The 24,222-nt window shown below is 60.5% G+C and carries 30 protein-coding genes, 1 tRNA gene and 2 pseudogenes; 7 read left to right on the top strand and 26 right to left on the bottom strand.

What is annotated here, in order from left to right:
* Nucleotides 1-28 precede the first annotated feature (28 nt).
* Nucleotides 29-101, top strand: a tRNA-Asn gene (locus U5L98_RS08430).
* A gap of 154 nt (nt 102-255) precedes the next feature.
* On the opposite strand, the gene U5L98_RS08425 is transcribed toward U5L98_RS08430, so the two are convergent.
* Nucleotides 256-912 (bottom strand): hypothetical protein, encoded by a 657-nt coding sequence (locus U5L98_RS08425; RefSeq protein WP_322557850.1) that lies wholly within the window; start codon nt 910-912, stop codon nt 256-258.
* A 33-nt stretch (nt 913-945) separates the two neighbouring features.
* On the bottom strand, nt 946-1,104 hold the full coding sequence (locus tag U5L98_RS08420) for a hypothetical protein (protein WP_322557849.1): 159 nt from the start codon (nt 1,102-1,104) through the stop codon (nt 946-948).
* Nucleotides 1,105-1,649: 545 nt separating this feature from the next.
* Between U5L98_RS08420 and U5L98_RS08415 the strand changes: the two genes are divergently transcribed.
* Entirely contained in the window at nt 1,650-1,976 is a 327-nt protein-coding gene (locus U5L98_RS08415) for an ATP-binding protein (protein WP_322557848.1), read from the top strand.
* 136 nt (nt 1,977-2,112) lie between these two features.
* Here the strand turns inward: U5L98_RS08415 and U5L98_RS18925 are convergent, their stop codons facing one another.
* From U5L98_RS18925 to U5L98_RS18915, 3 genes are all read right to left on the bottom strand, one after another.
* Nucleotides 2,113-2,298, bottom strand: coding sequence for a hypothetical protein (locus U5L98_RS18925; RefSeq protein ID WP_416208205.1), 186 nt, complete (start codon nt 2,296-2,298; stop codon nt 2,113-2,115).
* A gap of 738 nt (nt 2,299-3,036) precedes the next feature.
* On the bottom strand, nt 3,037-3,738 hold the full coding sequence (locus U5L98_RS18920; protein ID WP_416208204.1) for a hypothetical protein: 702 nt from the start codon (nt 3,736-3,738) through the stop codon (nt 3,037-3,039).
* A gap of 126 nt (nt 3,739-3,864) precedes the next feature.
* The gene (locus U5L98_RS18915; RefSeq protein ID WP_416208203.1) at nt 3,865-4,194 is read right to left on the bottom strand and encodes a hypothetical protein; all 330 of its coding nucleotides are present in this window, start codon (nt 4,192-4,194) and stop codon (nt 3,865-3,867) included.
* 238 nt (nt 4,195-4,432) lie between these two features.
* Between U5L98_RS18915 and U5L98_RS18910 the strand changes: the two genes are divergently transcribed.
* Both U5L98_RS18910 and U5L98_RS18905 read left to right on the top strand, forming a co-directional pair.
* Nucleotides 4,433-4,543, top strand: coding sequence for a LuxR C-terminal-related transcriptional regulator (locus U5L98_RS18910; protein ID WP_416208202.1), 111 nt, complete (start codon nt 4,433-4,435; stop codon nt 4,541-4,543).
* A gap of 4 nt (nt 4,544-4,547) precedes the next feature.
* Nucleotides 4,548-4,748: a hypothetical protein gene (locus tag U5L98_RS18905; RefSeq protein ID WP_416208201.1), complete on the top strand. Its 201-nt coding sequence runs from the start codon at nt 4,548-4,550 to the stop codon at nt 4,746-4,748.
* A 275-nt stretch (nt 4,749-5,023) separates the two neighbouring features.
* Here the strand turns inward: U5L98_RS18905 and U5L98_RS08405 are convergent, their stop codons facing one another.
* The 15 genes and pseudogenes from U5L98_RS08405 to U5L98_RS18885 all read right to left on the bottom strand — a co-directional run bounded on the left by U5L98_RS08405 (nt 5,024) and on the right by U5L98_RS18885 (nt 15,668).
* Nucleotides 5,024-5,488: a RuBisCO large subunit C-terminal-like domain-containing protein gene (locus U5L98_RS08405; RefSeq protein WP_322557846.1), complete on the bottom strand. Its 465-nt coding sequence runs from the start codon at nt 5,486-5,488 to the stop codon at nt 5,024-5,026.
* 83 nt (nt 5,489-5,571) lie between these two features.
* Nucleotides 5,572-5,994 (bottom strand): RuBisCO large subunit C-terminal-like domain-containing protein, encoded by a 423-nt coding sequence (locus tag U5L98_RS08400; RefSeq protein WP_322557845.1) that lies wholly within the window; start codon nt 5,992-5,994, stop codon nt 5,572-5,574.
* A gap of 316 nt (nt 5,995-6,310) precedes the next feature.
* On the bottom strand, nt 6,311-6,679 hold the full coding sequence (locus U5L98_RS08395) for a Tm-1-like ATP-binding domain-containing protein (protein WP_322557844.1): 369 nt from the start codon (nt 6,677-6,679) through the stop codon (nt 6,311-6,313).
* A complete protein-coding gene (locus U5L98_RS08390) occupies nt 6,664-7,104 on the bottom strand; it encodes a Tm-1-like ATP-binding domain-containing protein (RefSeq protein WP_416208200.1) in 441 nt (146 codons plus the stop codon). The genes U5L98_RS08395 and U5L98_RS08390 overlap by 16 nt, the downstream gene beginning before the upstream one ends.
* The gene (locus tag U5L98_RS18900; RefSeq protein ID WP_416208199.1) at nt 6,996-7,613 is read right to left on the bottom strand and encodes a Tm-1-like ATP-binding domain-containing protein; all 618 of its coding nucleotides are present in this window, start codon (nt 7,611-7,613) and stop codon (nt 6,996-6,998) included. Before U5L98_RS18900 ends, U5L98_RS08390 begins: the two co-directional genes overlap by 109 nt.
* Complete coding sequence (locus tag U5L98_RS08385; RefSeq protein WP_322557842.1) at nt 7,610-8,038, bottom strand: class II aldolase/adducin family protein; 429 nt, start codon at nt 8,036-8,038, stop codon at nt 7,610-7,612. The genes U5L98_RS18900 and U5L98_RS08385 overlap by 4 nt, the downstream gene beginning before the upstream one ends.
* Nucleotides 8,039-8,166: 128 nt before the next feature.
* Nucleotides 8,167-8,391, bottom strand: coding sequence for a hypothetical protein (locus tag U5L98_RS08380; RefSeq protein ID WP_322557841.1), 225 nt, complete (start codon nt 8,389-8,391; stop codon nt 8,167-8,169).
* A 350-nt stretch (nt 8,392-8,741) separates the two neighbouring features.
* Complete coding sequence (locus U5L98_RS08375) at nt 8,742-8,924, bottom strand: hypothetical protein (protein ID WP_322557840.1); 183 nt, start codon at nt 8,922-8,924, stop codon at nt 8,742-8,744.
* Nucleotides 8,921-9,528 (bottom strand): annotated as a pseudogene (locus U5L98_RS18895) (sugar-binding domain-containing protein). Before U5L98_RS18895 ends, U5L98_RS08375 begins: the two are co-directional and overlap by 4 nt.
* 670 nt (nt 9,529-10,198) lie before the next feature.
* Complete coding sequence (locus U5L98_RS08370) at nt 10,199-10,408, bottom strand: hypothetical protein (protein ID WP_322557839.1); 210 nt, start codon at nt 10,406-10,408, stop codon at nt 10,199-10,201.
* Nucleotides 10,409-12,038: 1,630 nt separating this feature from the next.
* Nucleotides 12,039-12,152, bottom strand: coding sequence for an alcohol dehydrogenase catalytic domain-containing protein (locus U5L98_RS08365; protein WP_322557838.1), 114 nt, complete (start codon nt 12,150-12,152; stop codon nt 12,039-12,041).
* A gap of 436 nt (nt 12,153-12,588) precedes the next feature.
* Nucleotides 12,589-12,735 carry an ABC transporter permease subunit gene (locus U5L98_RS18890; protein ID WP_416208198.1) on the bottom strand — a complete coding sequence of 49 codons (147 nt, stop codon included), beginning with the start codon at nt 12,733-12,735 and terminating at the stop codon, nt 12,589-12,591.
* Nucleotides 12,698-13,144, bottom strand: a complete 447-nt coding sequence (locus U5L98_RS08360; RefSeq protein ID WP_322557837.1) for a hypothetical protein — start codon at nt 13,142-13,144, stop codon at nt 12,698-12,700. The genes U5L98_RS18890 and U5L98_RS08360 overlap by 38 nt, the downstream gene beginning before the upstream one ends.
* Before the next feature lie 1,650 nt (nt 13,145-14,794).
* Entirely contained in the window at nt 14,795-14,929 is a 135-nt protein-coding gene (locus U5L98_RS08355; RefSeq protein WP_322557899.1) for an ATP-binding cassette domain-containing protein, read from the bottom strand.
* Between the two features lie 460 nt (nt 14,930-15,389).
* A complete protein-coding gene (locus U5L98_RS18885; RefSeq protein WP_416208197.1) occupies nt 15,390-15,668 on the bottom strand; it encodes an ATP-binding cassette domain-containing protein in 279 nt (92 codons plus the stop codon).
* Between the two features lie 1,912 nt (nt 15,669-17,580).
* On the opposite strand from U5L98_RS18885, the gene U5L98_RS08350 reads away from it, so the two are divergent.
* Nucleotides 17,581-17,985, top strand: coding sequence for a hypothetical protein (locus U5L98_RS08350; protein WP_322557836.1), 405 nt, complete (start codon nt 17,581-17,583; stop codon nt 17,983-17,985).
* Here U5L98_RS08350 and U5L98_RS08345 read toward each other — a convergent pair.
* The 4 genes from U5L98_RS08345 to U5L98_RS08330 form a co-directional block, all read right to left on the bottom strand.
* Complete coding sequence (locus U5L98_RS08345; protein WP_322557835.1) at nt 17,969-18,208, bottom strand: hypothetical protein; 240 nt, start codon at nt 18,206-18,208, stop codon at nt 17,969-17,971. The genes U5L98_RS08350 and U5L98_RS08345 overlap by 17 nt on opposite strands.
* A gap of 283 nt (nt 18,209-18,491) precedes the next feature.
* Nucleotides 18,492-18,908, bottom strand: a complete 417-nt coding sequence (locus U5L98_RS08340) for an MFS transporter (RefSeq protein ID WP_322557834.1) — start codon at nt 18,906-18,908, stop codon at nt 18,492-18,494.
* Nucleotides 18,909-19,470: 562 nt separating this feature from the next.
* Nucleotides 19,471-19,962, bottom strand: a complete 492-nt coding sequence (locus tag U5L98_RS08335; protein WP_322557833.1) for a class I SAM-dependent methyltransferase — start codon at nt 19,960-19,962, stop codon at nt 19,471-19,473.
* 979 nt (nt 19,963-20,941) lie between these two features.
* Entirely contained in the window at nt 20,942-21,229 is a 288-nt protein-coding gene (locus U5L98_RS08330) for a THUMP domain-containing protein (protein WP_322557832.1), read from the bottom strand.
* A 1,303-nt stretch (nt 21,230-22,532) separates the two neighbouring features.
* Here U5L98_RS08330 and U5L98_RS08325 point away from each other — a divergent pair.
* Nucleotides 22,533-22,859 carry a hypothetical protein gene (locus tag U5L98_RS08325; RefSeq protein ID WP_322557831.1) on the top strand — a complete coding sequence of 109 codons (327 nt, stop codon included), beginning with the start codon at nt 22,533-22,535 and terminating at the stop codon, nt 22,857-22,859.
* A gap of 61 nt (nt 22,860-22,920) precedes the next feature.
* Nucleotides 22,921-23,115 carry a YjfB family protein gene (locus U5L98_RS18880; RefSeq protein WP_416208196.1) on the top strand — a complete coding sequence of 65 codons (195 nt, stop codon included), beginning with the start codon at nt 22,921-22,923 and terminating at the stop codon, nt 23,113-23,115.
* A gap of 199 nt (nt 23,116-23,314) precedes the next feature.
* On the opposite strand, the pseudogene U5L98_RS18875 reads toward U5L98_RS18880, so the two are convergent.
* Both U5L98_RS18875 and U5L98_RS08320 read right to left on the bottom strand, forming a co-directional pair.
* Nucleotides 23,315-23,590: pseudogene (locus U5L98_RS18875) on the bottom strand (vitamin B12 dependent-methionine synthase activation domain-containing protein); the annotation flags it as partial.
* Between the two features lie 46 nt (nt 23,591-23,636).
* On the bottom strand, nt 23,637-24,212 hold the full coding sequence (locus tag U5L98_RS08320) for a vitamin B12 dependent-methionine synthase activation domain-containing protein (protein WP_322557830.1): 576 nt from the start codon (nt 24,210-24,212) through the stop codon (nt 23,637-23,639).
* Nucleotides 24,213-24,222: the final 10 nt, after the last annotated feature.

The following is a 24,222-nucleotide window of genomic DNA, read 5'->3' as shown; positions in this document are numbered from 1 at the left end:
GGTACGTTACTGCTCGAATTCGACGCATTCCCCTGTAGCTCAGCCGGTAGAGCGAGTGGCTGTTAACCACTATGTCGTTGGTTCGAGTCCAACCGGGGGAGCTTTTAATGCCTTCGGGCATAACGATATAAAGGGTCAACCTAATGGGTTGACCCTTTGTCTTGGTTCTCAATCGCACCAATTTTCAACCACATTGCCGACACGTCCCATGAAATAGAAAGCTGAGAAGTGCTGTGTTCGACGTCCCGGCCTGCGCTACTGTCCCACTACTCGACCGAGCGAAAACTCGAGCATTCCGTAGAACGTCGTTTCGGTTCCGTCGTCCTGCAGATCATCAGGCTCATCCACGTAGTTCCAGTTGCTCTCTATGCCGACCGCGAAACCCGCTATCAGCCCTACGTTGATGAAGAACCCGGAGGGATTGCGCCACCTGTGCCCGAAGTTCGTTGCAAGCACAATCGACCGCCAGCGTGCTTCCCAGTCGCCGACGCTATCGGTCCCCGAACTCCACCCGAAGTCCATGCCAAGCGCTCCTCCCGCGTAGAATCTGTTGCTGGTATCCGTATAGGGCAGCAAGGTGTGGAAGGTCACGGCAGGGCCTATGCTCAACGGCGATACTGACGATTCGTCACTGCCGAAGTCGGTGTTTATGACGTGATACAGCACACCCATACCGGAGAATCGGAGGTGTGCCCCTACGTAGGTTTCACCCGCGACCCGGAAACCGCCCTCCAATATGGGCCCGAACTGAAGGAACCCGAGCGGATTGAGGAGGACGTAGCCGCTCCCGGGATCGGCAGCATCTCTCCCTGTATCTCCGTCCGCGGGCTGCGCGTACGCGACGCCCGCTCCAAGTACGAGAGCGACGACGACAAGCACCGCCGCAATTCGCCTGACTACGCTTCGATTCATGTTAGTCCTCCGATAGGCGCTTGAGAGCGTCTTCTACAGGTCGCTGAAGGCCGCCGCCAGTGCATCGTCGAAGGCATCCAGCGACGCGATCTCGCAGTCCGTTCCCCCTGCCTGCATCACGGCCGCACTCGCCTGCTTCGTTGCCGCACCTTCGGCGATGACGACACCTTCTTCCAGGATCTCCCAGCGCACCGTCGCGACGCAGCGCGTGCCGGTGAAGCCTCTGCATATCGAGCTCGAGTTCCTGCCGCAATACGACGTCGGCACCGGCCGGATCGTCTACAAGGCGCTCCTCGGCGAAAGCCCGCCTGACGATCTCTTCCGCCTGCGCCCGTATGCCCGTCAACTCGAAACTATGCCCGCTCGCACTTCCCGAGTAGGACTCGGGAACCAGCGAAACGTCATGGGCGATGGACCTGCCTTCCAGCGGATGGGAGGTCAACGGCTCAATTTCCGGGGCCGGATCGAATTGGTAGGTATGTGCGCATCCAACCAGCAGGATACTGAGGCCGCCAAGCCCTATACGCCATGCACGTGTAAGCATGCTCCCTCCTCTACAGGTGCCGTCATATAGAAGCGTAGAAGGAGGAGCTCAACACCGCAATAGTCAAAATTGACCATTTTGCTCGAGAATGGCGCTCGTGTGGAGGGCGGCGCGCGCATCCCTGCGCAAACCGGGCTCCCGTGTTTGCGGGAGGCGGCTTTCTCCGTATAATTGAGAAGGAGACCTGTTACCGATGCTCGTCGGGAGAGAGATTGAGACGAGAGCGCTCCATGATGCACTTGCCCGCCTTGAGAGCGGCGCAGGAAGCCAGTGGCTCGTTCGCGGCGAGGCGGGAATCGGCAAGAGCGCGCTGCTTGCAGATCTCCGCGATGAGGGCGTCCGACGAGGTGCCGCAATTGCCGACATCGTCCTCATCGAAGGGGCGACCGTCGAATCACTCTGGCCGTGGATCATCGTTGCGCAGGAATTGGTGCACGCGCTCTCCCCGGAGCAGCGCAGTGCCGCGGCGAAGGCACTCGGGCCGGCCGGTGTGGGTGCGCTGAATACTGCTTGTGGCTGATCTCCTGCCGGGAGCACAGTCAGAATGGAGCGCGGGGGAGCTCCCAACCACAATGATCGACCGCACGAGGGCGCACGGCTACACCGTCGGCCGTCCAGCGCTCTTCGCCGCGTTTCGTTACTTGCTGGAATGGTGCTCACATGAGCGTCCACTGTTGCTTCTCTTCGACAACCTGCAGCGCTTCGATGAGACCTCGGTTGAGCTCTTTAGCCAGCTGCTGCCCACGCTGCAGCAGACCGACGTGATGCTCGTCGTCACGCTGCGCGATCCGTCGCAGCGCATCACCGCGGGGCATCGCTCGCTTGTGGCGGAACTGCTTCACGGACCGCGCGCGCACGCGATCGAGCCCCGCCGACTATCGAGGCAGGAGGTCACGGTCCTCGCACGGTCGGAAGAGGTCGAGCTCACGTCGGACGAAGCGCGCCGGGTCACGGACGAGTCGGGCGGTAATCCGCTCTTTGTGCTCGAGCTTCTTCGGGCAATTGCGGAAGCTCGCAGGGCGCGCGAAAACGTCGACCTTCAGAGCTCACTCTCGGAGGCGCGGGTCCTGCGGCGGATCTCCTCCGTAATTCAACACCGGTTTTCCGCGCTTGCGCAGGGTACTCAGAAGCTACTGCAGGTTGCGGCCCTCCTCGGACGGCACGTCGCCCACCTCGAGCTTTCCGCACTCTCCCTCGTAAACGGCGATCTACACGCGTCGCTCGCGGAGGCCGAGCGCGCAGGATTTCTTCGATCAGAGCCACACCACTCCTACCGCTTCACCCACGAGCTTGTCCGACGGGCGGTAGTCGCAACTATCTCCGGAGCCGAACAAGCAAGAATCTCGGAGAGTGCCGCGCGTCAGCTCGAGGAGAGCTTCGGCGCAGCGCGCAGAACACCACGCGGCTCGGCTCGCGGCGCTTCTCTGCGCGGAAATACCGAGGACGCTCGCGATCGGGGAATACACTACAGTCTGGTCACGGCAAACCGTGCCATCGAGACGTACGCGTGGGAGAGCGCCCTCGCCACCGCGGATGATCTACTCGCGCAGTACGGAACTTACCTCGATCGGGACACGACGTCACGACTGAGGCTGGTTCGGGGTAGTGCGCTCTTTCGCCTGGCGCGCCGTTACGAAGCGTTTAAAGAGTTCTTGGCGGTCTTCGACTACTTCTACGAAATGCGGGATCTCGATGCGATCATCATGCTCCTGCGCAACCACTCTTACGTGGAGGCGGGTGACGTGGAGGTTCATCACATAGCGAAGCAAGCGCTGAAACTCCTGACACCAGGAAGCTCGAGGGAGTTCGACGTTCGCTACCACTATGCGTTCACCTGCAATGCCGCAATCGGTGACTATGAAAGCGCGCTCGAGCAAGCGGATCGGCTCGTCGAACTCGCTGAGTCGACGCCGGATGCCGTCCGATCGACGCTCTCGCTTTCCAAACGCGCATATATCCTCTTCCGCCTCCGACGCTTCGAAGAGGCGAACGAACACATCCGGCGACTGCCGGATATGGACCCGGGCCGGGCGCCCCTCATCGCGAACTACGCCACGATGGTACGAGCGGGCCTTGCCCGAATCGAAGGGCGCACGGAGTTCGCGACGAGGTTGTACGAACGGTGCGTGGAAGTCGTGCGTCTCGCTGACGACACGGCGCTCACCGCTACGATGATCCACTTCGTGGCACGCATGGCACTCCATCGTGGCGATTGGATGAGCGCCATGCGGCTCTCCCGGGACAGCGCTGAGCTGCACCCCATGAACGGCAATGCCTTCCATCAGTTCATCCTCGGCTGCTACTACTCGGGAAACTTCGCCGAAGGTGACAACAAGCTGTCGGAGTTGCTCGCACAGTCGTCGAAGACTCCGACTCTGCGGGGAACCATTCCTGCGAATGCCGCGTGTTCAATCGCACTTCGTTTTGCCTCGACCGGCGAGCGCAGGTGGGTCGACGACGGAACGTGGATCGCCGCGACGCTCATTCGCGATACCAACGCTCACCCCGTACCGGTCGCACGTGCAGGGTTCGCTCTCGCTCACACCCTTCGCACCGAGGCGCGCACGGGCGGGGAAGTCGACCGCTCGCTCGTGGAGCTCGCCCGAGCGGGACTCGATGTCAACACCCGGTACGCCGTTCTTCAGGACGACTACGCGCTGTACGCCCGGGCACTGCTTGCAGAGCTCGACGGTGATGAAGCTGCTCTTGCTACCCTTCTGGAGCAAGCGGCGGCTCATGCGCGTCACATTTCGAATCTCCCCGCCCTGGCGTGGATCCTTTGCGATATTGCGACCCACTTCGAAGATACTGATGCACGCCGGGAAGCCGCCGAGCTCGCCTCCCGGCTGAAAATGGAGCCGTTACTGCGAACCCTAAACACGGCACCGCTACTGACAAAGCGCGAGGTGGAGGTGCTCGGTCTCGTTTCAGAAGGTCTCACAGAACCAGCAGATCGCCGCTTCCCTCGGCATCAGCATGCACACCGTCTCGCGACACGTCGGCAACATATTGCGCAAACTCGAATGTGCAAGCCGTACGGAGGCCGTGAGCGCAGCACTTCGGCTCGGACTCATACACATCGAATAGACGCGTGGCCGCGACCCTGCGGATCGCCGATGCTTTTTGCGCCGGCGGCGACAACGGCGGCCGCATAGTTTGGTGGATATTTCCCGGCCTGCACGACACCGGTATGCAGTACTACACTCCGGGGATGGGAAGCGCCGGGGACTGGGAAGTTCACCACTTGATAAAGCACTACCACGCAATTCCCGGAACCTTATTAGAGACCTGATTCCAAGTATTCCTACTCTTGGCACGTCGGTCCGGATGGCGAGCGGCTCCAAGAGTTCGCCGGGCAAGACGAGCAAGAAATGTGCCGCAATGCACTTGACGGAGAGCGATCTCCGAAACCGTTAGAAGCCCCCGCAGGTTTGATACTGAGGGCGAGAGTCTTCTTCTTTCGGACCGCTGTGCCTCTTCCGCTCGAATCCCTGTTCAAAAGGTTCGGAACAGACGCAACTCATGGGGGTCGGATCGAGTTCTTCGAAACGGTCCGAACTGAGTCTTCTAACCCTGGAATTGATCGATGGCCTGAGCCAACTCTGGGTGGTCCGCCGCGTAATCTTCCAGGGTCGCGCCGGCGGTGACGGCGTCCCAGCCCTGCTGCAGACTTCTCGCCCCGGCAGTCGGACCACCCGGATGCCCAGAAACCGCACGTCCGGGAACGATAGCGAAGTCGACATGCCCCATCATCTGATAGAGCGGCCCCAGCGACCCGGCCCACTGACTGCCGGCCGGTACCGGAAGTGCCGGCTTCATGCTTCCCATGGTGTTCAGGCAGGCATTCACGTTTTCGAACACTTCGCCCTTAGGGGTCTTCATCCGGCTTCCTAGCCCGGAGAAGATGATCATATCGCACCCCGAAAGCCGCTGGAGTTTGGTCACCACACGGGAGTGAATGCCAGAAGTCAGGGAGCTTTTGTAAACGGAGCGATGAGGAGTCAAAGTGGGCGACGAGCGGCACAGCTGCATGCTTTCGCACCATCCGCACGCCGGAGAGCCCGGTGCACATGGCATTTATCATTAGCATGTCGGCACCGTTCTTCACACCGATATCATGGGGAGAACTGAGCATCCGATCCACTTCGTCGGTGATATTTGCCAGGTACACGCAGCGCTTTCCGGTCTTCTGCTGGGCCTCGCTCCCGCAGACGCCCCAATACGCGGGTTCGATCGGCGAATGGCGACCAATCGGTATCGCAAAGCATCTCATCATCCTTGGCGATGTTTAGCCCGCCCATCCAAGCATCGTAGGCGAGGCGACCGAAGGGTTCAGGAGCCATCCCGATGTTGGGTTTGATAACCCCCAGGAATAGCGGTCGATTAGTGACTTCTGTCCAGGTTCTCAAGCCTTCCACGCCGAATTTCGGTCCTTCGAACTGATCGAGATAACCGTCAGGAAAGACAATATCGTGGAGCTTGATGGCATAAATGCCGGGGCTGTAGAACGCACCCTCCCCTGCGACTGCAGTCAGCATGTTCGGGATTCGGGGACCAAAATTGGCGATGGGGTAAGCGATTTTGACTCGTACCCCCAGAGTTCATGCCACTCATCAATCTGAAAAGGGAGGCTCGGTTTCTCGGGTCGCCGTTCGATCTGAAGGTCGATAACCTTTGCGGCGAACTCCGGCCGGAGATCCTCGTCCGTATCCACCCGTTTCCACTGAGCCGTAGACTGTTCCTGGCAGAGATGCGCGGCCGCCTCATAGGGATCTACACTCGATTCGAAGTAGTAGTCCAGGATTAGATATTTCTCAGCGGTCGAGGTCATCCCAATCGGCGTAAAACGCGGAGTCATAGTTGCTCATGTTCGTCCTTTTCAACCGTCTTCATGGCATCCACCACGGCGGCTGCAAACTCGGGTTCGTTGATATTCCAGGGATAGGTTTCGATGACGAGATTCGGATTGGGCTCGTCTACGAGAAATGCCTCCAAACCCTCTCGGAAGCCTCGATCGCTCTCAGGATCGTAGATGGGCCCGCCGGGCCGGCCGGTCTCGGTGAATCCCTTTTCCGGAATCAGTATTCTTACTTGGATCGGGTAATTGTATAGCCTTTCACCTACGAGACGGCCCATCTCGGCCAGTTCGTCTCGGGTGGACCGGACGTGTGTATGCAGCGGATTGTGGCGCATCAGCGGGCGCTGCTTTAGCTCTGGCGCCATAGCGTCATACGCCCCGTAAAGGAGGAAATCCAGAGTACCGCGGAACGAAAACCAGAGGAATGCCGTGATTCCGCAGCCTCTTTAGCCGTTCCGGATACGCCCTGGAACAGCCCACCGTAGAGTCCGTCGGCGATGTCCTTAGGGCTCATGTCGATGACGCCTTGAATCTTGCCGCTGACGGCCAGATCTTCCATAGCCTCCGCACCGACGCCGTTGCAATGGAAGGCAATAACCTCGTATCCGGCTTTCTCGAGCATGTCTCGAATTGTCATGGCGCACGGTGTAGTCACGCCGGCGACTGTCATACCGATGGATTTCACACCTTCCGGATCCGGCTCCACCGACATTTCGACCATTCCGATCGCCGCACCAACCCCTTCGCCTGCTGCGCGTCGCGTAATCGCGTAATCCGAGGATATCGGCAACCGAATGGATGACACAGACGTCCCGGGTGCCAACGAAGGGACCGAAGGTCTGGCCACCGTTGGCGACAGCCGGAAACCATCACCTTCGGTAATCCGAAGGGCAGTCTCTTCATTATAGCTGTGGCTATAACGGTCCCCTGCCCACCCCCGAGCCCCAGAATCGCGTGCATTCCATCATCCGCGAATAGAGTCTCCACCAGCACACCGGCGCCACGGCTCATTGTTTCGATAGCGTCGCTCTTGGACATGGCGCGCACCGCATCCAGGCTACTGCCTGCCGCTCGAGCTACCTCTTCCCGCGAGGTTTCCGGGCTGAACGCAGCTTCTCCCAGCATGCCACAGTCGACGACCAAGGGATTGTATCCTCTATCAACGACCAGATCTCGAGCATACCTGGTTTCCGGCCCCTTCGTATCCAGGTTCCGATGATGACGATGGTCTTCTTCATGCTGTCCCTTGTGTAACTCCCACCATCCGGCCCAACACGGCGATTTGAGCGGCCTCTTCAACAAGCTCCGCGTCGTGTTCGGCCTTGATGATTCCTGTCGAAAGACAAAACAAACCGCTGTCGGCGCTGAACGAAAGCCTTCAATTCCGGCTTAGCGATCATTAGATCTGTAACGTGATCAGCGGCTTTCCGGTCGGCATGGCCCTCACCGAAATCGACAACTGGTACGGACCCTATCTTCATTTCCAGCGGCAGAGACACCGGCGGCCAGGCATCAAAACTTAACGACGCCACCACCGACCAGGGTGAGTGGCAGTGAAATATCGCGGACACGTCCTTTCTACAGCGGTAAATGGCGAGATGCGTCTCTGATTCCCTCGATGGTTTTCCTCCCTCGCAGGACGACACCTCTCCGTCGAGGCTGACCTCGATGATGTCGTCATAATCCATGTCTCCAAACGACGCTCCGGACGCCTTTATGAGCATTGCGTCCGACCGGGGACACGGATGCTAAAAATTCCCTCCGTCTCCGGACTGGAGGCGGATGGCGTAGGCTCGCCGGGCCGCCAGTTCCATCCCGTCCTTTAAGTCTGCCGTGGAATCAGTCGCGGCCATCAGGGATACACCTCCCGTCCGAGCTGGGAGGGGTCATGGGTCATCAGAATGTGATCGGCCCGTCGCTTAACGTCCAGCAGGCTGTACCAAATCTCAACATTATTGTAGAAGCGCCCGGGCATTGTAATGGGCCAACCCCGCTTCTTGTCAGGTTCAAGATTCTCTCGCAGCAGTACCAGATCGCCAATCAGAAAGTACAGGCCGTCCTCGGTGGATACCGACACGGCCATGTGTCCTGGACTGTGTCCCGGGATGGGCACCATCCGCACGCCAGGACGATCTCTTCCTCGCCCTGAACCAGTTGGAACTTTGCGCTTCGAAAGGGCGCATTGAGACCTGCTTCCGGTGACTCATAAGACGACCAGTACGGAGCGATTGGATTCATCGCAAACCGATACTCCTTCTCGCTCACGTACAATCGAGCCCTTCGGAAACTTGTCCATATTGTAGCAATGGTCCCAGTGCAGATGCGTAGAAGAAATCATGTCGATCTCTTCGCAGCCGATTGCCCAGCCGTTCCATGTGCGTGTATAGCCTAGGCCGGGCTCCTGGAGACCGTCATGATGGTATTTTTTTAATCCTCGGTATCACTCATTCCGGTGTCCACCAGGATCTTCATTCCGTTCCCCTCGACGAGCCAGACGAAGACCGGATGCTTAATGATAGTTCCATAACCTTCTCGGAAAGTGCCGTATTCGGCCTTGTCGAGGAACTGCCACCCGGTCTGAAGTTGCTTGATAGTGTATGTTGGCATCATGATTCATCTCCCTTTCCGCCGTCGTCTCCATTCATCAACGAAGCAGCGGTAATATTGTCCATAACGATAGTGGTAACTAGTCCCCCGTTGAGTACGCCGCGAATGCACTCCTGTTTGTTCCAACCGCCTGCCAAAATCATGCGCTGGGGGATCTTCCAGAATTCTCCCAAGCTATAGCTACCGCACGGTCCTTGTACTCCGAATCAATCTCCCGGCCCGCAGTATCGTAGAAACGACCGATTACAGATCCCACAGCCCCTTTGCGCCTCAGCGCAAGGTAATCCTCATTTGTAAGGTGCCCTGCACGACTTAGCATGGAGTCCTCGGTAAGCGTAGCGATACCGCATATCGCCAAGTCGCTGTTTCGGGCCACGTCCAAGGTCCGCCGAACGGATTCGTCCCGCCGGCGAGAGCCTCGGCTCTTCCAGAATTGCTTGCGATGATGCGGCCGAGACGTCTGGAAGCACTCCGCTTTCGTCTTGCCGGCGAATCGCGCCGCAAGCGCACTCGTCGGTTGACCGGCAAGATCAGTGAGCCCAAGCCCTCCCGTCGACTCCGAAATCCGCTGTGCCCGGAGCTGATCACCGGTCAATTCTTCCACCATGTGCGCCGATGGTCTCTCCCCCAGGTGATTGCAACTGATTGGTCCGGGTTCGACATACGGAGGAGTCCCGCTCCCTTATGACCGACGGCCCTGTAGGACCGACTCGGAGGTCAGTATTCGGCATCACCAGGAACCACAACAACCTGTTTGACTCCGTATCGGGACTCGAGCTTCCATCGCCAGAGACTTCATACTGGAAACCCGTATCATCGATATGGATTTGGACTATGCCCTTCTCTTCGGCTTCGCTTAAGGATGTCGGGAGACACGAAATCGCGAGATGCCTAAACGCCCGGCTATATCCTGGATCGTCAGCTTGTCTCGGTAAAAGAAGAGAATTGAACACAGCGCACAAGCAACGCGTCTCTCATCCGCAAGTTCCGTCATCGTCTTCCCCCTAGCGATAGTACTCCCGCAATTCCTCTACTACCCCTGCTTCGAAGACCTCGCTGCGGGCTCCAGCCCACCGCGCGATTCGGCTATATTGCGACCGCTCTCCGTATAGAATACCGCCTTTGCGGCTGTGTCCAAGGGTCAACGCGATTTCCAAGAAGCGAGCGGTACTTTGGCAGACACGTTGCCCCGGACTTCCGCAACGCCCTCGCTCCCTGCAAAACCCCTCTGTAACCGACTTTCTCAAGCATATCCGCGTCGGCAGACCACCTTCTGCTCAAGGTTGGTTGGGGAGGTTTCGAGATCCTTCGGCTTCAGCCCTTGCTGCCCCGTTATGCAAGCTGCGATCGTCATTCCGAACGGCGATCGACCAGGATCCGGTCCAGTCGTAGCTCATCCGTGCACCGCGTTCGTGGTGACTGGCCGGGTCCGGATCGGATAGGAAGCCGATGTCATGGAGCAGCATAGCCGCGATGACGGTTTCCATGTTCTGGCCTGCCTCGGCCTCACCGATGGCGACCAGCGTTAGCGACGGTCCGTGGTCTATCGTCCCGACCGTCGGCGCGAGACTACCTCGGCGTACCGTGCCTTCACTTTTCGGTACAGTTCGTCGATCCGAGGTTCGCGCCGATATCGTTCCAGATTCGGATGCGCCACACGACAATCACTCCTTGATCGGCGGTACGGTCAACGCGAAAAACACGCCGTCCGTCGAGCCGGAGTTTTGCACTTGATGGTATTCACCGGCCGGGACACGCAGGGTATCCCCGCTTCGAGCACGTAGACACACCTCCCACCTTTCAGAACCTAAGCGAACCTTCGAGAACGTGGAATACGTGATCCGAGTTGGGATGAACCTCTTCATCCATGCCGCTTCCCGGGGCAAACCTCGTGATGTGGATATCATACCCCGAGCATCCGGTATCCGGGTTGAACGTGGAGGCAACCACGCCCCTCAGCATGCCCGCGCGGTACGTACCGGGTGCCTTCCCCATTTTCCTGAAAAGTGTCAAGACGTCTCTTCCCTTCGTTTCGCCTCGTCCCGCTTCTTCTCGAGAACGGGCGTAAAATGGTCGTGAGGTCAAACTCAGTTCGGAAGGCGCCCCATGCCGCCTTTTCAGCATGAGATTCACCTGCCGCACCTTGTCCGGCGGCATCTCCAAAGTCACCACCTGGCCGATACCCATGAGCGCTTGCCAACTGACAATGTCGACGCCGTCCGGCGGAAAACCAAGACCGAACCACGGCCGTATAGTCTCTCGTCGATTTCATCGAGGTTCGAACTCTGATCGTGCTTCGGAAGACCGTGATTGGAGCGTGTTTTCCTTCATGGCTCAACTACCACCTTAATGGCGCCGTCTTTATTCACGAACGTATCAACGGCCTCTGAGTACTTTTCCAGCGGAAAGCTATGGGTCACCACACCTTCCCCCGTAATTGCACCACTCTCAAACATGTTCAGGGCCCTGCCGGACACGTTCGGATTCGGCTCTCGAGCCGGTGAGGGTGATTTCGTTCATCACGATGGTCAACATGGGCGGAAGCTTAACCTTCGGGTGGTCATAAAAGCCGACCAGATTGATCTTCACCTTTCCGAACAGAAGCTATGCATTCATCTATTGCCACAGCCGCTCCCGAGCACTCCTGGATCTCGTCAGCCCCAACTCCGTCGGTTTCCTCAAGGATGCGCTCGACCACATTCTCCTTCTCGTAGTTGACTCAGACGTCTGCGCCCAGCTCGCCTGCGTCAGACAGACTTGCGTCTTACCAACCATAATTACCTTTCACGCTCCCATGCGCTTTCATCATCTGCATTGCCATAAGTCCTATGGGACCGGGTCCCCAGACGGCGACAACACCCGGCAGTGACGCCGGTCATGTCGATACCGTGAAGGGCCACGCCGGCGGTGTTCATAGCAACGCCGCGTACTTAAAGCGCAGATTGTCGGGAATATCCGCAGGGCCTTTGTGGCGTAGGCGTTATACTCGCAATTCGCTCCGGGGCTGGTGGAACCGTAATGCCATGACCTTCTCCGCCTTTGCCATAGTTCAAACACAGCGTATAGCGCCCAGCCATGCAGTTATCACAGGTTCCACATCCCTTGTGGGCTTCACCGCTACCGATCACCGACGCTGAACTCGGTAACGCCCTCGCCAAGGCCGACAACTTCACCCGCCCATTCGTGCCCAAGTGTGAACGGAAACTCCAGCCGGCCAACCCTTCTTCTCATGGTGGCAATTGATAATCTCCGGGTCCGAGCCACAAATGGCAATCGCACCGATCTTAGAGAACTTCGCCGGGGCCGGGCACCGGTACGGGGACTGCTCTGGTTTCGATCTTATTCCAACCGACCAGTTGGGCCGCTTTCATCTTCTTTGGAATCATAGTTTCTCCTTTCTTAACCTCTTAACCGGTCTTCACCAGCCGTTTGCGTAGTTGCACGTCCACAAGAACTGTTGCGATAATGAGGGCGCCAACAATGCCACCTCTCAAATCAGTAGGCACTGCCAGAAGATTCATACCATTTACGACAGTTATGATCAGCGCACCTATTACCGTGCCGATAATGCTTTCCTACCCGCCTGTTTATGGTCTGGTGCCGCCCATGAACACCGTTGCCACGGTCAGCAACAGATCGGGGAGCCCCGATGTCGGCCTGGACTGCGTTAATGCGGGCCACGAAGAACAATGCCGGATAACGCGGCAAGCAAACCGCTGAGCACAAAGGCCCAGATGATCGTTTTGTCCGTACGGATCCCCGACATACGCGCGGCCTCATAGTTGGCGCCAACAGCGAAGAATCGCCTCCCCATGGTGGTCTTCCTCATCACGAATATTCCCGGCTCCTACCGCAATTATCATAACCACGACGGGTGCAGGGATAACGCCGAACAAGTAGCCATTGCCGATCATACGGAACGCAGGATCAAAGTCGTAAATGACGTACCCTCTGAGAATCACATAGGCAAATCCGAATACCGCCCACTGCATACCGTAAGTAGCAATGAACAGGAAGGGATGCCAACCTTTGCGATCATGAAGCCGTACAAAAAGCCCAGCGCCATCCCCAGGCCACAGCGCCAGCATTGCAAACGGAAAGAAGATCCACATCGCCTTCCACCATGATGGCGGCGACGACCGCGATCCAGCGCGGATCCATTCAAGATCGGGTCCCTTAGTAATAATGGTGATGGTCTGGCCCACCCCCAGCATGATCATCACGCTGGCGTTCAGTGACTACGTTTGTAAAGGCATTGTACGGACGCGAATGCATCGACACCACACCCATACCCACCATGAGGAACAAGCAGACGCTAACACTCGGCCAAGTCCAGAAATCATTTCGGGATTATTCCACAGTCTTCGGGAACTCACTGTAGAACTCATCTATTCACCCTCCGGGATAACAACCAGACCTGAAAGACAATCGCCAAGATGAGAACCGTACCAATGATGGCGGGCTGCCAGATCGAAGGTGTTCGAACGACGTTAACCCGCTCGAAGTACGGCGATTAGGGCGACTCCTACAATGGTGCCGCGAACATCGCCCGACCAATTCGCAGACTCGTACCGCCAGGATTGTGGCAGCTATCACTGGAATTCCCATTGCATGCAACGATAGGGTCCGCAACTTGAGCCGCGCAGTTAAAATGACTCCTCCTAAACCGGTGAGGAAACCGGCAAATGTGTAGACCATCCAATGCCAGAAGCGGAGCTCACGCCGGAAAGCCTAAGACCTTCCTGGTTGCCCCCGATGGCATAGACGAAGCGGCCAAACCGAGTGTGATTCTGGACGAAAACGGCAAACACAAAGATGATACCGCAGCTGATTGCGGCCATTGGCAGATATCTGCCTATCGTATCGCCAAGGAACGTGAACGCAGGAGTCTGCCACAAGAATACCTTTCGAGTCGGTGAGGATCAGAGCGATTGCGTAGAGCACGCCCTGCATACCCAAGGTTGGATGAACGGTCTCATCCCGCCGACGGCGATGAGCACTCCGTTCACCGCTCCGCATACAGCACCAGACAAAACCACCGACAGCGACAGCCACAGGCACTGGAACGCCGGCCTGCAATGACAACGCAGTGATAATTCCGGACACGGTCAGAATACCGCCGAGAGACAGATCCAGCCCCCCGCTGATAATGACGAACGTAGCCGCGAAGGCCACCGCGACCAGAAGAACCGGCCCCTTGCTGCAACAGAATCACTACGTTCCTCAAAGAGATATATCTCGGAGAAATGATGCTGAAAAGGACCACAAGAGCAACAATCCAGGAGAACCATCGGGAACCTGTTTCAAGAACGTCTTGACTCGTGTCATGATTCCGTTCCCCCCGCCGCCATGGCGTAGGAGACCAGCTTCTACCTGATCGCGTATTCATGTGGAACCTCGGCGACTATCCTACCTTCCCTGACTCATTGATCCGGTCACTCATTGCGATGACTTCAGGGAGTTCCGAAGAGATCATCAGAACTGCTTTGCCTTGTCGCGCCAGCTCATTCATAAATCCGTAAAACCGCCTTGGCCCCAACATCGATGCCACGAGTGGGCTCATCGAAATGAGGGGACTTCGGCCTGAGCGCGAGCCATTCGCCAAGACTACTTTTTGCTGATTGCCACCGGACAGGTTCTGAGCCAGCTGGTGTGTTGGAGTGACGATCCCCAGAGTATCGATATGGCGCCTGACGGTCTGCTCCTCTTTCTTCTTGAGCATAACCCGATGGAAACAACCAGCTCAGGCTGGCCATTACTATGTTTTCGGCTACCGAGAGAATCAGGGCCAGTCCCTGGCGTTTCCCGATCCTCCGAATAAGACTGACTCCGGACTTCACCGCGGCATGCGGTGTCCCTTCTTCTTCTGGTCTTCACCGACGGATTTCCCCTTCCTCGTACGAATCCGCCTGGAAGATCACCCGCGCCAACTCCGTCCTCCCCGACCCGACCAGCCCGGCCAGGCCGACGATTTCACCTATCTGCACTTCCATGCAGACGTCTTTCAGGCCACTCCACGAGACTACGGTTATTTACCTCGAGGGCCTTCTCCCCGCGCTAAGTAAAAGTCCCCACACGAAGATCAAAGCGCTTCCCGACCCACCATCATGTTTACCAGATCCTGGGTACGGACGTCTTTCACGTCGCGCGTCGCGATGTATTTTCCGTCCCGTAAGACGGTAACGCGGTCACCGATTTCGCGAGTTCGTTCAGCCTGTGAGAGATGTAGATGACACCGATACCCCGCGACGTCAACAGCGCCATGTCCGAAAGAGTTGGTCGATTTCTCGGTTAGTGAGCGACGCCGTTGGCTGGTCCCATAATGCCTGAACATCCGACTCATGAACGAGGGCCTTCACCACTTCTACCATTTGTTGCTGAGCCGTACTGAGTTTCAGTCGCCTCGGCATGGTATCCACGTTCATGTTCGATCTCGACAGGACGGAGGCGGCATTCCGATGCATCGCCTTATGGTCCAAGGCCAGACCGCCCATGCGGCGAGCGTGTTCGATATATATGTTCTGGGCCACGTTGGGATGGGGCGCGGGTTGAACCCCTGGTAAACGATTCCCACCCTCTGTTCATTGCGTACTGAGGCGAAAAACGATCAACCCGTTCCCCGTTAAGGACGACCGTTCCGCCGTCGGGATAATAGACGCCACCGACACCTTCGACCAGCGTCGACTTTCCAGCACCGTTCTCTCCCAACAGAATGCGAACTTCACCATGCTTGAGATTGAAGTTCACGTAGTACCAAGCCTTTCTCCGGGAAATGTCTTGCTGATGCCCTGCATTTCCAGCAGGTACTCAGTTTCCCATCACGTATCCCTCTTTCAGATAAGACACCAGCGGAAATAGTCCCTTCCGCCGGTGAAATTACATGTGCGCTGCTGTGGCGCGAAGCGCTCGGCGCTCGTCGATTTCGTCGAGATTATCCTGTGCACAACGGTGATCGGGGTCGTGATCAGCCGCGGCACATCCTCTCCATTGAGAGCCTTCACACAAGCGACGACACTCAAATAAGCCTGCTCATAGACCCCCTGGGAGATCGTGAATGCCTCATCTCCGTTGGCGACGGCAGTATCTGAGGCTCTTGAACATCGAACCCTCCAATCACGACGTCACCATCCATACCGGCCGCTTCCACAGCTTCCACTGCACCCTCAGCCCTGATTGCCTCCAACCGCTACGATGCCTTTGAGGTCGGAGCCCCATTTGCTAATGTAGTCTTCGGTGGCTCGACGCCCCTCGTCGAACTGCCAATTCGTGACGGCTCGCTCGGCAGTGATCCGGGCAAATTCTCCTCGATACCTTCCATGACGCCCTGCGTACGCAGATCGGAGGTGATCCCGGTACACCCTCCATAACAAGAAGGTTTCCTTCGCCTCCCATTCTGCTTTCCAGCAGGCCGTAGCGATGACATTACCAGCCTCGATGCTATCGAGATACCCACAACGTGAGTGATCTAGTCGGATGGTCCCATGGTATTGTCATATACCACAGGAATATTGGCGTCGATCAGATCTTGAACGGGTCCGCGAACGGCTTCCGTGTTAGCCGCGCCAAGCAACAGCATCCACGCCCGCGGTGATGAGGTCTTCCAGGATGCGCTTCTGCTCCTCCACATTGTCGGCCTTGCTGGGAGCGTAGTCGAGAACGGTAACACCGAGGCATCGCCGGCCTTCTTCGAAGCGATTATGTGGGATTCCCACACCGGGATCGCCGCGCTCTTCACGACGACAGCGATCGTGTAGTCAGCTGCCGGCGTAACGTCAGTACCAAATTCCTCAGCCGAAACGACGGTATCTGTTCCAAACCATCGTTACGTCCGATATATCTATTACGGCACCACCTACCCGCAAAAACGGCACCCGCAGCGACAACAGCAACGAGCATTGCTACGATTACTTTCTTTCCCATCTGATCCCTCCTTCAGAGCGCCATGGAACTCTTTTGCTGCAATGCGCAAGCCAGGCCTTCATCAAAACCCTATAGGGCTCCGACCCGGTACGATATCAACGCCGATACCTGCACCGCACGTATGTTGCTCAATTGTGCAGGCACTCCGCTTTCTTCGCATTTTACCACGTCTGATTGTGGTGTCAAGCCGGGGAAAATTTTTGGTGCCACAACGCTGAATGGATGGTTTCCCTGTCACCATCGTCGGTCGCAGGGGACGTTTCTCATGTCGCCTGACAAGAGGCCGGAGAAAGATGGAAGTCGGCAGACTTACTAAAGATCTACCGCTGCCCGACTGGGCATGAGTGTTTTGTGCAAGCCCGCGTTCCCAGGCACACAGCAGGAACGGTCCGATGACAGCCGCTACAAATGCTGCACGCATATTGCACGTCCTCGAGGATCACATTTGTGAGGGGGGTGAGATGCATTCGACGGCGGGACCGGCCTTTGTTGCGGGAGTACGACGGTGCGTGATCCGTACACCTAAAGCATATGGCTTCTACGTGAGACTTCCACCGCTATTTACGTGGCGCCGGCGGAAAGGCGGTTTGGCGGGCCCTTGGGGTGACCTTCTCCGTCGTGCCGTTATTCCAACGTTGATCGGACGGGCCTTCCCGCCTAAAATGCCGGGCCGGAGTCTCGGAAATGCGGTCATCCGCTACTACTCCCGCACGGGAACGATCGCCTGGCCGCCGAATACATGGCGGAGCGCCTCGGCCTGGAAGCACGGGAAATCGCCGAGGCCGGGCGCACCGGCGACCGTGACGGGATCGTCGCGCGCGCCATATTCGGCACCATGTTCGGGCGGAAGCCGTCGATCGGAGCCATGCCCGATGAGGATCGTAATGCCGAGCTACTCGTTCTCTGCGCCCCGGTCTGGGCAACCCAGCTTCCGGGTGCGGTCAAGACCTACCTCGACGATTACGCACCCCGCCATGTGGAACTCGTCACCATAAACCAGGGCAACCGGAACAAGAGGGCGCGGGCACGCGCCGACGAAATGCTGCAGCTCACGCTTCCGAAGGGCTCCACACGCCTCGACGATCTCTCGCCCTACCGAAGGGAGCTCCACGAGCTCGCCGAACGACTCAGCGGCTCGCAGTGAAGGGGGACAGGAGCGCGCCGGCGGCCATGAGCATGCCGATAGCGATGAATCCGGTGCCGGAGACCCCCGTCTCGGCAAGCTTGCCGAGAATTGCCGGAAACACCCCGGCGCCGAAAAGATAGGCCAGCGGTATCACCACGGAGACGGCCAGGTTGCGACGCTCGGGCGTGCTTACTCCTGCAAGGGCACTGAGCCCGGCCGGAAAGAACGCGGATATGAACATGGGCTGGAGGTATACAGCCCGACGAGAATCGGACCCGTGGCGAAGCCGATGAGCGCAGTTGTTGTCCCGGCGGCAATCGCAACCACGCCGAGAACGCGCTGCACGCCGAGGTGATCGGAGAGCCAGCCTGCCAGAAAGACCATCAAGAGTGATGTCAGCCGAGATGTGCTCACGATCGAGTTCACCAGCGACCGCTCCATGCCTCGTTCGACGACCAGGAACGTGGGGAGCATCGAGTACACGCCGAGCTCCAGCCCTATCGCCATGATGAAGAAAAAGGCGATTACCCAGAATCCGGTCGGATCGCCACCAGCTCGCCCAGGGCGGACCAGCGAGGAGGCTCACCGTGGAAGCGACCGCCCGCGCCGAGGCGCGCGAACACCAGCGCCATGAAAATGGACACCACGCCGAGGACGGCCAGCAGCACGCGCCACGAGGCTACCCGCAGCACCAGCTCGGCGAGTAGAGGAGCGGCTGCCAGGCCGAAAATCGGTCCCAGCTCGTGGAGCGCCATGGCTCTGCCCCACTGTCCCGGAGGGGTCACGTCGGTCAGCGTGGCGATCCCCGACGGCAGACACAGCCCCGCCCCCGCCCCGAGGAGCACGAGCCCGAGGCGGAACCAGCCCAGCGCGTTGCTCGAAGAAACAATCAAGAGCCCGACACCCGCGAGCCCCACGGCGACCGAAATGGTCCTCGCCATGGATCGAGCCGCCGCGACACGCAGACCCCACGCGAGCAGTGGTCGCTCATCAGCCCGGCCGCAATCACGAGACAGAACGGAACCCGCTACCCCATGCGCGAGACGCCGGGGTCCTGCCTCGACGGACAACGGCGAGCGGGCGAGGATGGCGGCGACGCGAAGCCGTCGGCGCGTGTAACACGCTGACCAGGAGTAACGGCTGGAGCCGAGTGGAAGCGCGCGCCCGTGCGATGGCCCGTCGCCGCCTCCGGCCCCCGTTCGCGTCTCCCGACCGACCCACTCGCAGCCCCGCCCCTTCGGCGAGCAGGTACACGCGCCGTCGCCTCGCGCCGCTCGCGGCGAGGTCCGGCGGGAAGCGTCTCCGCCGAGAGATCCGCCACCTCGGCCATCTCGCGCACCTCGGCGGCTGGAGAGAGTGAACGATCGCAGGTTCGCAGAGAAGAAGATGCTCCCGCCGGGAGCGAGGCGATCCCAGCGCCGCCCGCAGGAGCTCGGCGATGGTCCCGCTGCACGTCGAAATCGGCGTCGCGGCTCTTGCTGTTGGAGAACGACGGCGGGTCGATCAGCATGAGGTCGTCACCGGTCCCTGCCCCGACAGACGCAGGAACGTGAGGCCGTCGGAGCGGACGATCTCGTGCGCGGGTCCGCCGATGCCGTTGAGTCCGAGATTGCGCTTTCCCCACTCGAGGTAGGAATGGGAGGTATCCACCGAGACCGTTCGCGACGCGCCGCCCGCCGCAGCGTGCGCAGTTGCCGCACAGGTGTAGGCAAAGAGGTTGAGGGACCCACACCCCTCGGCGCGCTCGCGAATCCTGCGCCGGACGAGTCGATGGTCGAGAAAGAGGCCCACGTCGAGGTAGTCCGTGAAATTGACCTCGAACAGGAGGCCCTCCTCCGGCGACCACCAGACCGCGAACCGGAGTCCGCCGGACGTGACGCGCGGCCGATACTCGCTCGGCGCCGCGCTGCCGGCGACGCTCGCGTGTGAACACCGCCTCCGGTCCGATCTCGAGAAAGGACCGTACCGCCTCGACGAGCTCGGAGAAGCGCTCACCCGCCGCGTGCTCGTCTACCGTGGTCGGCGGCGCATACTCCTGCACCACCGCGCGCGTCGTTCACCGTCGCGATCGGCGTACACGCTCCACCGCGGCTGCGTACTCGGGAATGTCGGCGTCCGTAGAGCCGGTAGCAGCTTCACCGCCTCCCGCTCGAGAAAGCGCTTGAGGGCGCGGCGGTTCTTGCGGAGCCGGTTCAGGATCGACCCCGCGCCGCGGGTCTCGTCAGCCGATCCGCCGGGCCCGCGTCCCGCCCGGCTCCGCGCTCGCCGGCAGCAGCGCTTCGGCCGCCGGCCCGCCCCGGCCGCCTGCGGCGCGAGAAGCGGTTCGTACGCGTCGAGGAGAGCGCCGCGAGGACTCGCGTTGAGGTTCCCAGTTGTAGCGAGTAGTACAGGCGATCGGCCCGTAACCCGAGCTCCCGTGCCTGCTCCTTCGAATCTGCAAGCACGGCCGCACGAAAGCCGGTGAAGCGCTCGGAAGCGATCTCGCCAGCCCGCCGATGCACCGTGCGTCGTCGGCAGCGCCCTGGGCTCGCCGCTCTGCTGCCGCCCGCCGAAGACCGGTGTTCCGTACGGCGGATTGGTGACGATGAAACTAGCCCGCGGCGGCCGTCGGGGTGCGAACTCTTGTGCTGAGCTCACCGAGTATGGCGCCGCGGCGCAGGCGCGTGAAGTCAGCCGCCTCGACTGTGAGGCACGATCGGCGAGACCCCGCTCGCCCGCCGCGTTCGCCCGTGTCGCCTCCACCGCCGTCGGGATCGACATCCGAGGCCCAACTCCGCCCGCCGCCCGCCTGCCCACGCCGCGCACGCCCGCGCCCAGCGCTCCGGCCAGCCTCGTCCGGCAGGCGCCGCCACGCGTCCTCATCGTGACCGCGGAGTCGCTCGAACCCGAACTCCGATCGATCCGCGCCGGGCGCCATGTCGATGGCCTGTCGTGCGGCCTCGATGGCTATCGTCCCCGCAGCCGCAGCATCGGGTCAGCAAGAACGGGCTGCGGTCCCTCGCCCCGGCGCCATGCCCGACAGGGCCGCGCCCCAGCCCGCGCGGCCGAGCACCGCGGCGGCGGTATTCTCGCGCAGGGGGGCGGCGGTTGCGACGCCCCGATAGCCGCGCTTATGGAGGCTCTCGCCGGAGAAATCGACGTAGAGTCGCATGCGCGAGTCGGTAAGATGCAAATTGATGCGAACCTCGGGGCGCTCGGTGTCGACCGAGGGCCGGCGGCCGAAGCGTTCGCGGAATCTGTCGGCTATCGCGTCCTTTATCACCAGAAAGGCGAGCCGGGAGTCCGCGGGAACCACGGCGATGCACGCTGTGACCGAACACCGCAAACGTGCGGTCGACGTCGAAATGTTCCTCGAACGGCACCGCGGCGGCGGCGCGATACAGAGCATCCCGGTCGGCTACGACGTCGGTCGCGAGCTCCACCGAGCACACGACCGGGCGACCGAGGAGCGCGCAGGGCAGACGCCGGTCGCCCTCCTCCAGGCTCCCGTCGAGGTAGACGCCGCCGACGGAGCTCGCCGACCGCGGCGCCCTGGCCGAGCTCGACGACGCTGCCTGGTGCCGGCGGTCCTGGCCCCGCGAGGATGCCGCGGATCTCCTCTGCGAGCAGCTGTTCCACGTGCCCGGGGCAGGAGACGAAGAAATCGGGAGAGTCGGTGGCGGCGCCGTGCTGACTCATCGGTGCCGACAGACTTCGGCGCGATACCGCGCCCCGAGGTAAAGCGGGCGCGACACCCTGGCGGCGGCGCCCGGCGTCCGCGGCCGGCGCCCGCGGCGCGTCCGCGCCTTGCGTCGGCCCCGCCCTCTTCCCTCGCCGGACCCCTCCAGCCGCATACCGGGGCGGCATGGCATATCAACTGGCTTCATTCGATCATGCTGACCCCCGACGCGGCCAGCGCGGCGCGTGGAAGGCGACCTGGGACATGAGGCTCGACGGCACCCTCAGCGCCTACCCCAGTTACGTAAACCGCGTATACGGCGTCCGCACCGACGAGGGCGAGGAGTACGTTGCAAAGTTCTACCGGCCCGGCCGCTGCAGCCGGGAGGCGATCCTCGAGGAACGCGAGTTTCTCCTCGATTGCGCGGATGCGGAGGATTCCCGGTCGTCGCCCCATCCCGGACGCCGACGGCGACACCCTCGGCGCGCTCGAGGTCACGGGCCGAGAGCCCGTACGGGCGCGGCGCAGGTGACCCAGTTCCCCTGCGCCCTCTTCTCCCAAACGCGGCGGGCGCAACTTCGATGCTGAGACCGACGACCAGTGGTACCGCCTCGGAAGTATCGTCGCCCGCTGCCATCTCGCCGGACGGCCGGCGAGGCGGCCACTGCGCCGGAGCGTGTGCCGGCCGGAAACCTGGACGGCGCCCTTTGTCGACGAGCTCACCGACCAGAATCTCATACACCCCGACATGGCCGTCGGAGTTCCGCGACGCCGCGCAGGAGATCCTCGCCCTCGCATCACCCCACTTCGACGGGGTCGCCTTCCACCGCGAGTCCACGGCGACTGTCACCGCGGCGATCTCCTCGATCGCCCCGGCGAGGGGCTCCTCATCATCGACTTCGACGACATGGATGGTCGGAACCTGCCGTCGGCAGGATATCTGGCGGCCGCCTGCCGGGCCACGCCGCGGACTGCGGGCCGCGAGCTCGACCACCTGCTTCCTCGACGGCTATGCAGACCTTTCTCCAGTTTCCCGCGCGGCAGCCTCAAGCTCATAGAGCCGCTCCGATTCATGCGGATGATCCATTTTCTCGCCTGGCAGGCGCGGCAGCGCGGGGACAACTGGCTTCTGAGCCAGTCCCGGATCTGGGCACCGAAGCAGTTCTGGATCCGGGAGCTCGAGGATCTGAAGATGCAGGCGGGTGTCGTCCGCGACGAGCTTGCCGACGCGTGAGCACCCGCGTTGAGACGGTCGCGACTTGACAAAGCGCGCGGGGTCGCGGTATATTGGAGCTATGGTAGATTCCATCACATCGGCGTACACATCGATGAATCAGGCGCAGACGGCCCAGCAGGCCGGTACTGCGGTACTCAAGCAGGCGATGAACGTCCAGGAAGCGCAGGGGCAAGGGCCTCATGAAGCTCCTTGCAAGCTCGGACTCCGGCTCCACACAGCCGGTGCAGGACGCGATGCTCGGCCGGAGCGTTGACGCCGACGCCCTCGTTCGCGCCCCACAGCATCGGCGTCCCCGGCGCCGCGCTCACCGCTATCCTCAGGCTCGTAGGCGAGGACCGACTGTAATCGACGTTCGGCCTCGGCAACCGTGATGCTCTTGCGCGCGGCGTAGTCGGCGCCACCTGATCGCGCGAGACCCGCCCCACCGAAAAGTACTTACTCTCCGGATGCATGAAGATGTAGGCCGAAACGCTTGCGCGGCGGGACCATCATGTAGCTCTCGGTGAGCGTCATCCCGTAGCGCTCGGGGTCCAGCAGATCCCAGAGGATGGCCTTGTCGGCATGGTTCCGGGACAGGGCGGATATCCGGGCGCCGGGCGAATGCCTTGGTAGCTCACCTGCAGAAGCTGCTCGAGATCGAGGTTCTCCCCGGGAGCGTAGCCCCAGAACTCTTTGCGCACCCGCTCGTGCAGCCGCTCGGCGAAGGCCTCGGCGAGGCGGTCGGCCAGAACCTTCGAGAGGATAGCGCGGAAGTCGTCGCCTGCAGCCTGGTATTCACCGACAGAGCGTCCAGCCCGTCGCCGCGGTCACGGCGAAGCGCGCCCATGTAGTCACGCCACGCCGGTTGCCTTGGGGGCGACGTAGTCGGAAAGCGAGAGGTAGTACGGGAGTCTCGGACTTTCGCTTCTGCTGCCTGAGGGTCTGGATCACGCCGCGGATCTCTGCCCGCGAGTCGTCGGTGTAGAGCTCGATATTGTCGTCGTCGGTGGCATTCGCCGGCCAGAACCCCAGAACGCCGTGGGCCGACAGGAGCTTCTCGTCGATGATCCGGCGAAGGAGGGCCTGCGCGTCCTCGTAGAGCGTTCGAGCCTCGGTGCCGAGCTCGGGGTCGTCGAGGATCTCGGGGAAGCGCCCTTCATCTGCCAGGAGTCGAAGAAGAAGCCCCAGTCGATGTACGGGCGAGCTGCGTCTATGGGATAGTTCTCGAAGGCCCTGGTACCGAGGAACTCGGGCGCCGTCGGCTCGTAGGTGCTCCAGTCGGGCTGAGATCGGTCGGCGGCGGACCGTCTCCGATGGGCAGATACTCGGTATCGGCGCTCTGGGCCTTGCGCTTCTCGCGGGTCTTCTCATGGAGCTGCGA

Source organism: Halomonas sp. (assembly GCF_034520545.1).
Lineage (GTDB): Bacteria > Pseudomonadota > Gammaproteobacteria > Pseudomonadales > Halomonadaceae > Halomonas.
The sequence above is the reverse complement of the archived record's forward strand: the minus strand, read 5'-3'. Positions and strand labels throughout refer to the sequence as shown.

Coding starts and splice junctions, on each gene's coding strand:
- U5L98_RS08425 (WP_322557850.1), bottom strand. CDS start 912: ATGAATCGAAGCGTAGTCAGGCGAATTGCGGCGGTGCTTGTCGTCGTC.
- U5L98_RS08415 (WP_322557848.1), top strand. CDS start 1,650: ATGCTCGTCGGGAGAGAGATTGAGACGAGAGCGCTCCATGATGCACTT.
- U5L98_RS18920 (WP_416208204.1), bottom strand. CDS start 3,738: ATGGAAGGCATTGCCGTTCATGGGGTGCAGCTCAGCGCTGTCCCGGGA.
- U5L98_RS18915 (WP_416208203.1), bottom strand. CDS start 4,194: ATGAGCCGCCGCTTGCTCCAGAAGGGTAGCAAGAGCAGCTTCATCACC.
- U5L98_RS18910 (WP_416208202.1), top strand. CDS start 4,433: ATGCACACCGTCTCGCGACACGTCGGCAACATATTGCGCAAACTCGAA.
- U5L98_RS08405 (WP_322557846.1), bottom strand. CDS start 5,488: ATGCAGCTGTGCCGCTCGTCGCCCACTTTGACTCCTCATCGCTCCGTT.
- U5L98_RS08400 (WP_322557845.1), bottom strand. CDS start 5,994: ATGCTGACTGCAGTCGCAGGGGAGGGTGCGTTCTACAGCCCCGGCATT.
- U5L98_RS08395 (WP_322557844.1), bottom strand. CDS start 6,679: ATGGCGCCAGAGCTAAAGCAGCGCCCGCTGATGCGCCACAATCCGCTG.
- U5L98_RS08385 (WP_322557842.1), bottom strand. CDS start 8,038: ATGCTCATAAAGGCGTCCGGAGCGTCGTTTGGAGACATGGATTATGAC.
- U5L98_RS08375 (WP_322557840.1), bottom strand. CDS start 8,924: ATGATGCCAACATACACTATCAAGCAACTTCAGACCGGGTGGCAGTTC.
- U5L98_RS08370 (WP_322557839.1), bottom strand. CDS start 10,408: ATGGAAACCGTCATCGCGGCTATGCTGCTCCATGACATCGGCTTCCTA.
- U5L98_RS08365 (WP_322557838.1), bottom strand. CDS start 12,152: ATGAGAAGAAGGGTTGGCCGGCTGGAGTTTCCGTTCACACTTGGGCAC.
- U5L98_RS18890 (WP_416208198.1), bottom strand. CDS start 12,735: ATGGGGAGGCGATTCTTCGCTGTTGGCGCCAACTATGAGGCCGCGCGT.
- U5L98_RS08350 (WP_322557836.1), top strand. CDS start 17,581: ATGGCGGAGCGCCTCGGCCTGGAAGCACGGGAAATCGCCGAGGCCGGG.
- U5L98_RS08345 (WP_322557835.1), bottom strand. CDS start 18,208: ATGTTCATATCCGCGTTCTTTCCGGCCGGGCTCAGTGCCCTTGCAGGA.
- U5L98_RS08340 (WP_322557834.1), bottom strand. CDS start 18,908: ATGGCGAGGACCATTTCGGTCGCCGTGGGGCTCGCGGGTGTCGGGCTC.
- U5L98_RS08325 (WP_322557831.1), top strand. CDS start 22,533: ATGGATGGTCGGAACCTGCCGTCGGCAGGATATCTGGCGGCCGCCTGC.
- U5L98_RS18880 (WP_416208196.1), top strand. CDS start 22,921: ATGGTAGATTCCATCACATCGGCGTACACATCGATGAATCAGGCGCAG.
- U5L98_RS08320 (WP_322557830.1), bottom strand. CDS start 24,212: ATGAGAAGACCCGCGAGAAGCGCAAGGCCCAGAGCGCCGATACCGAGT.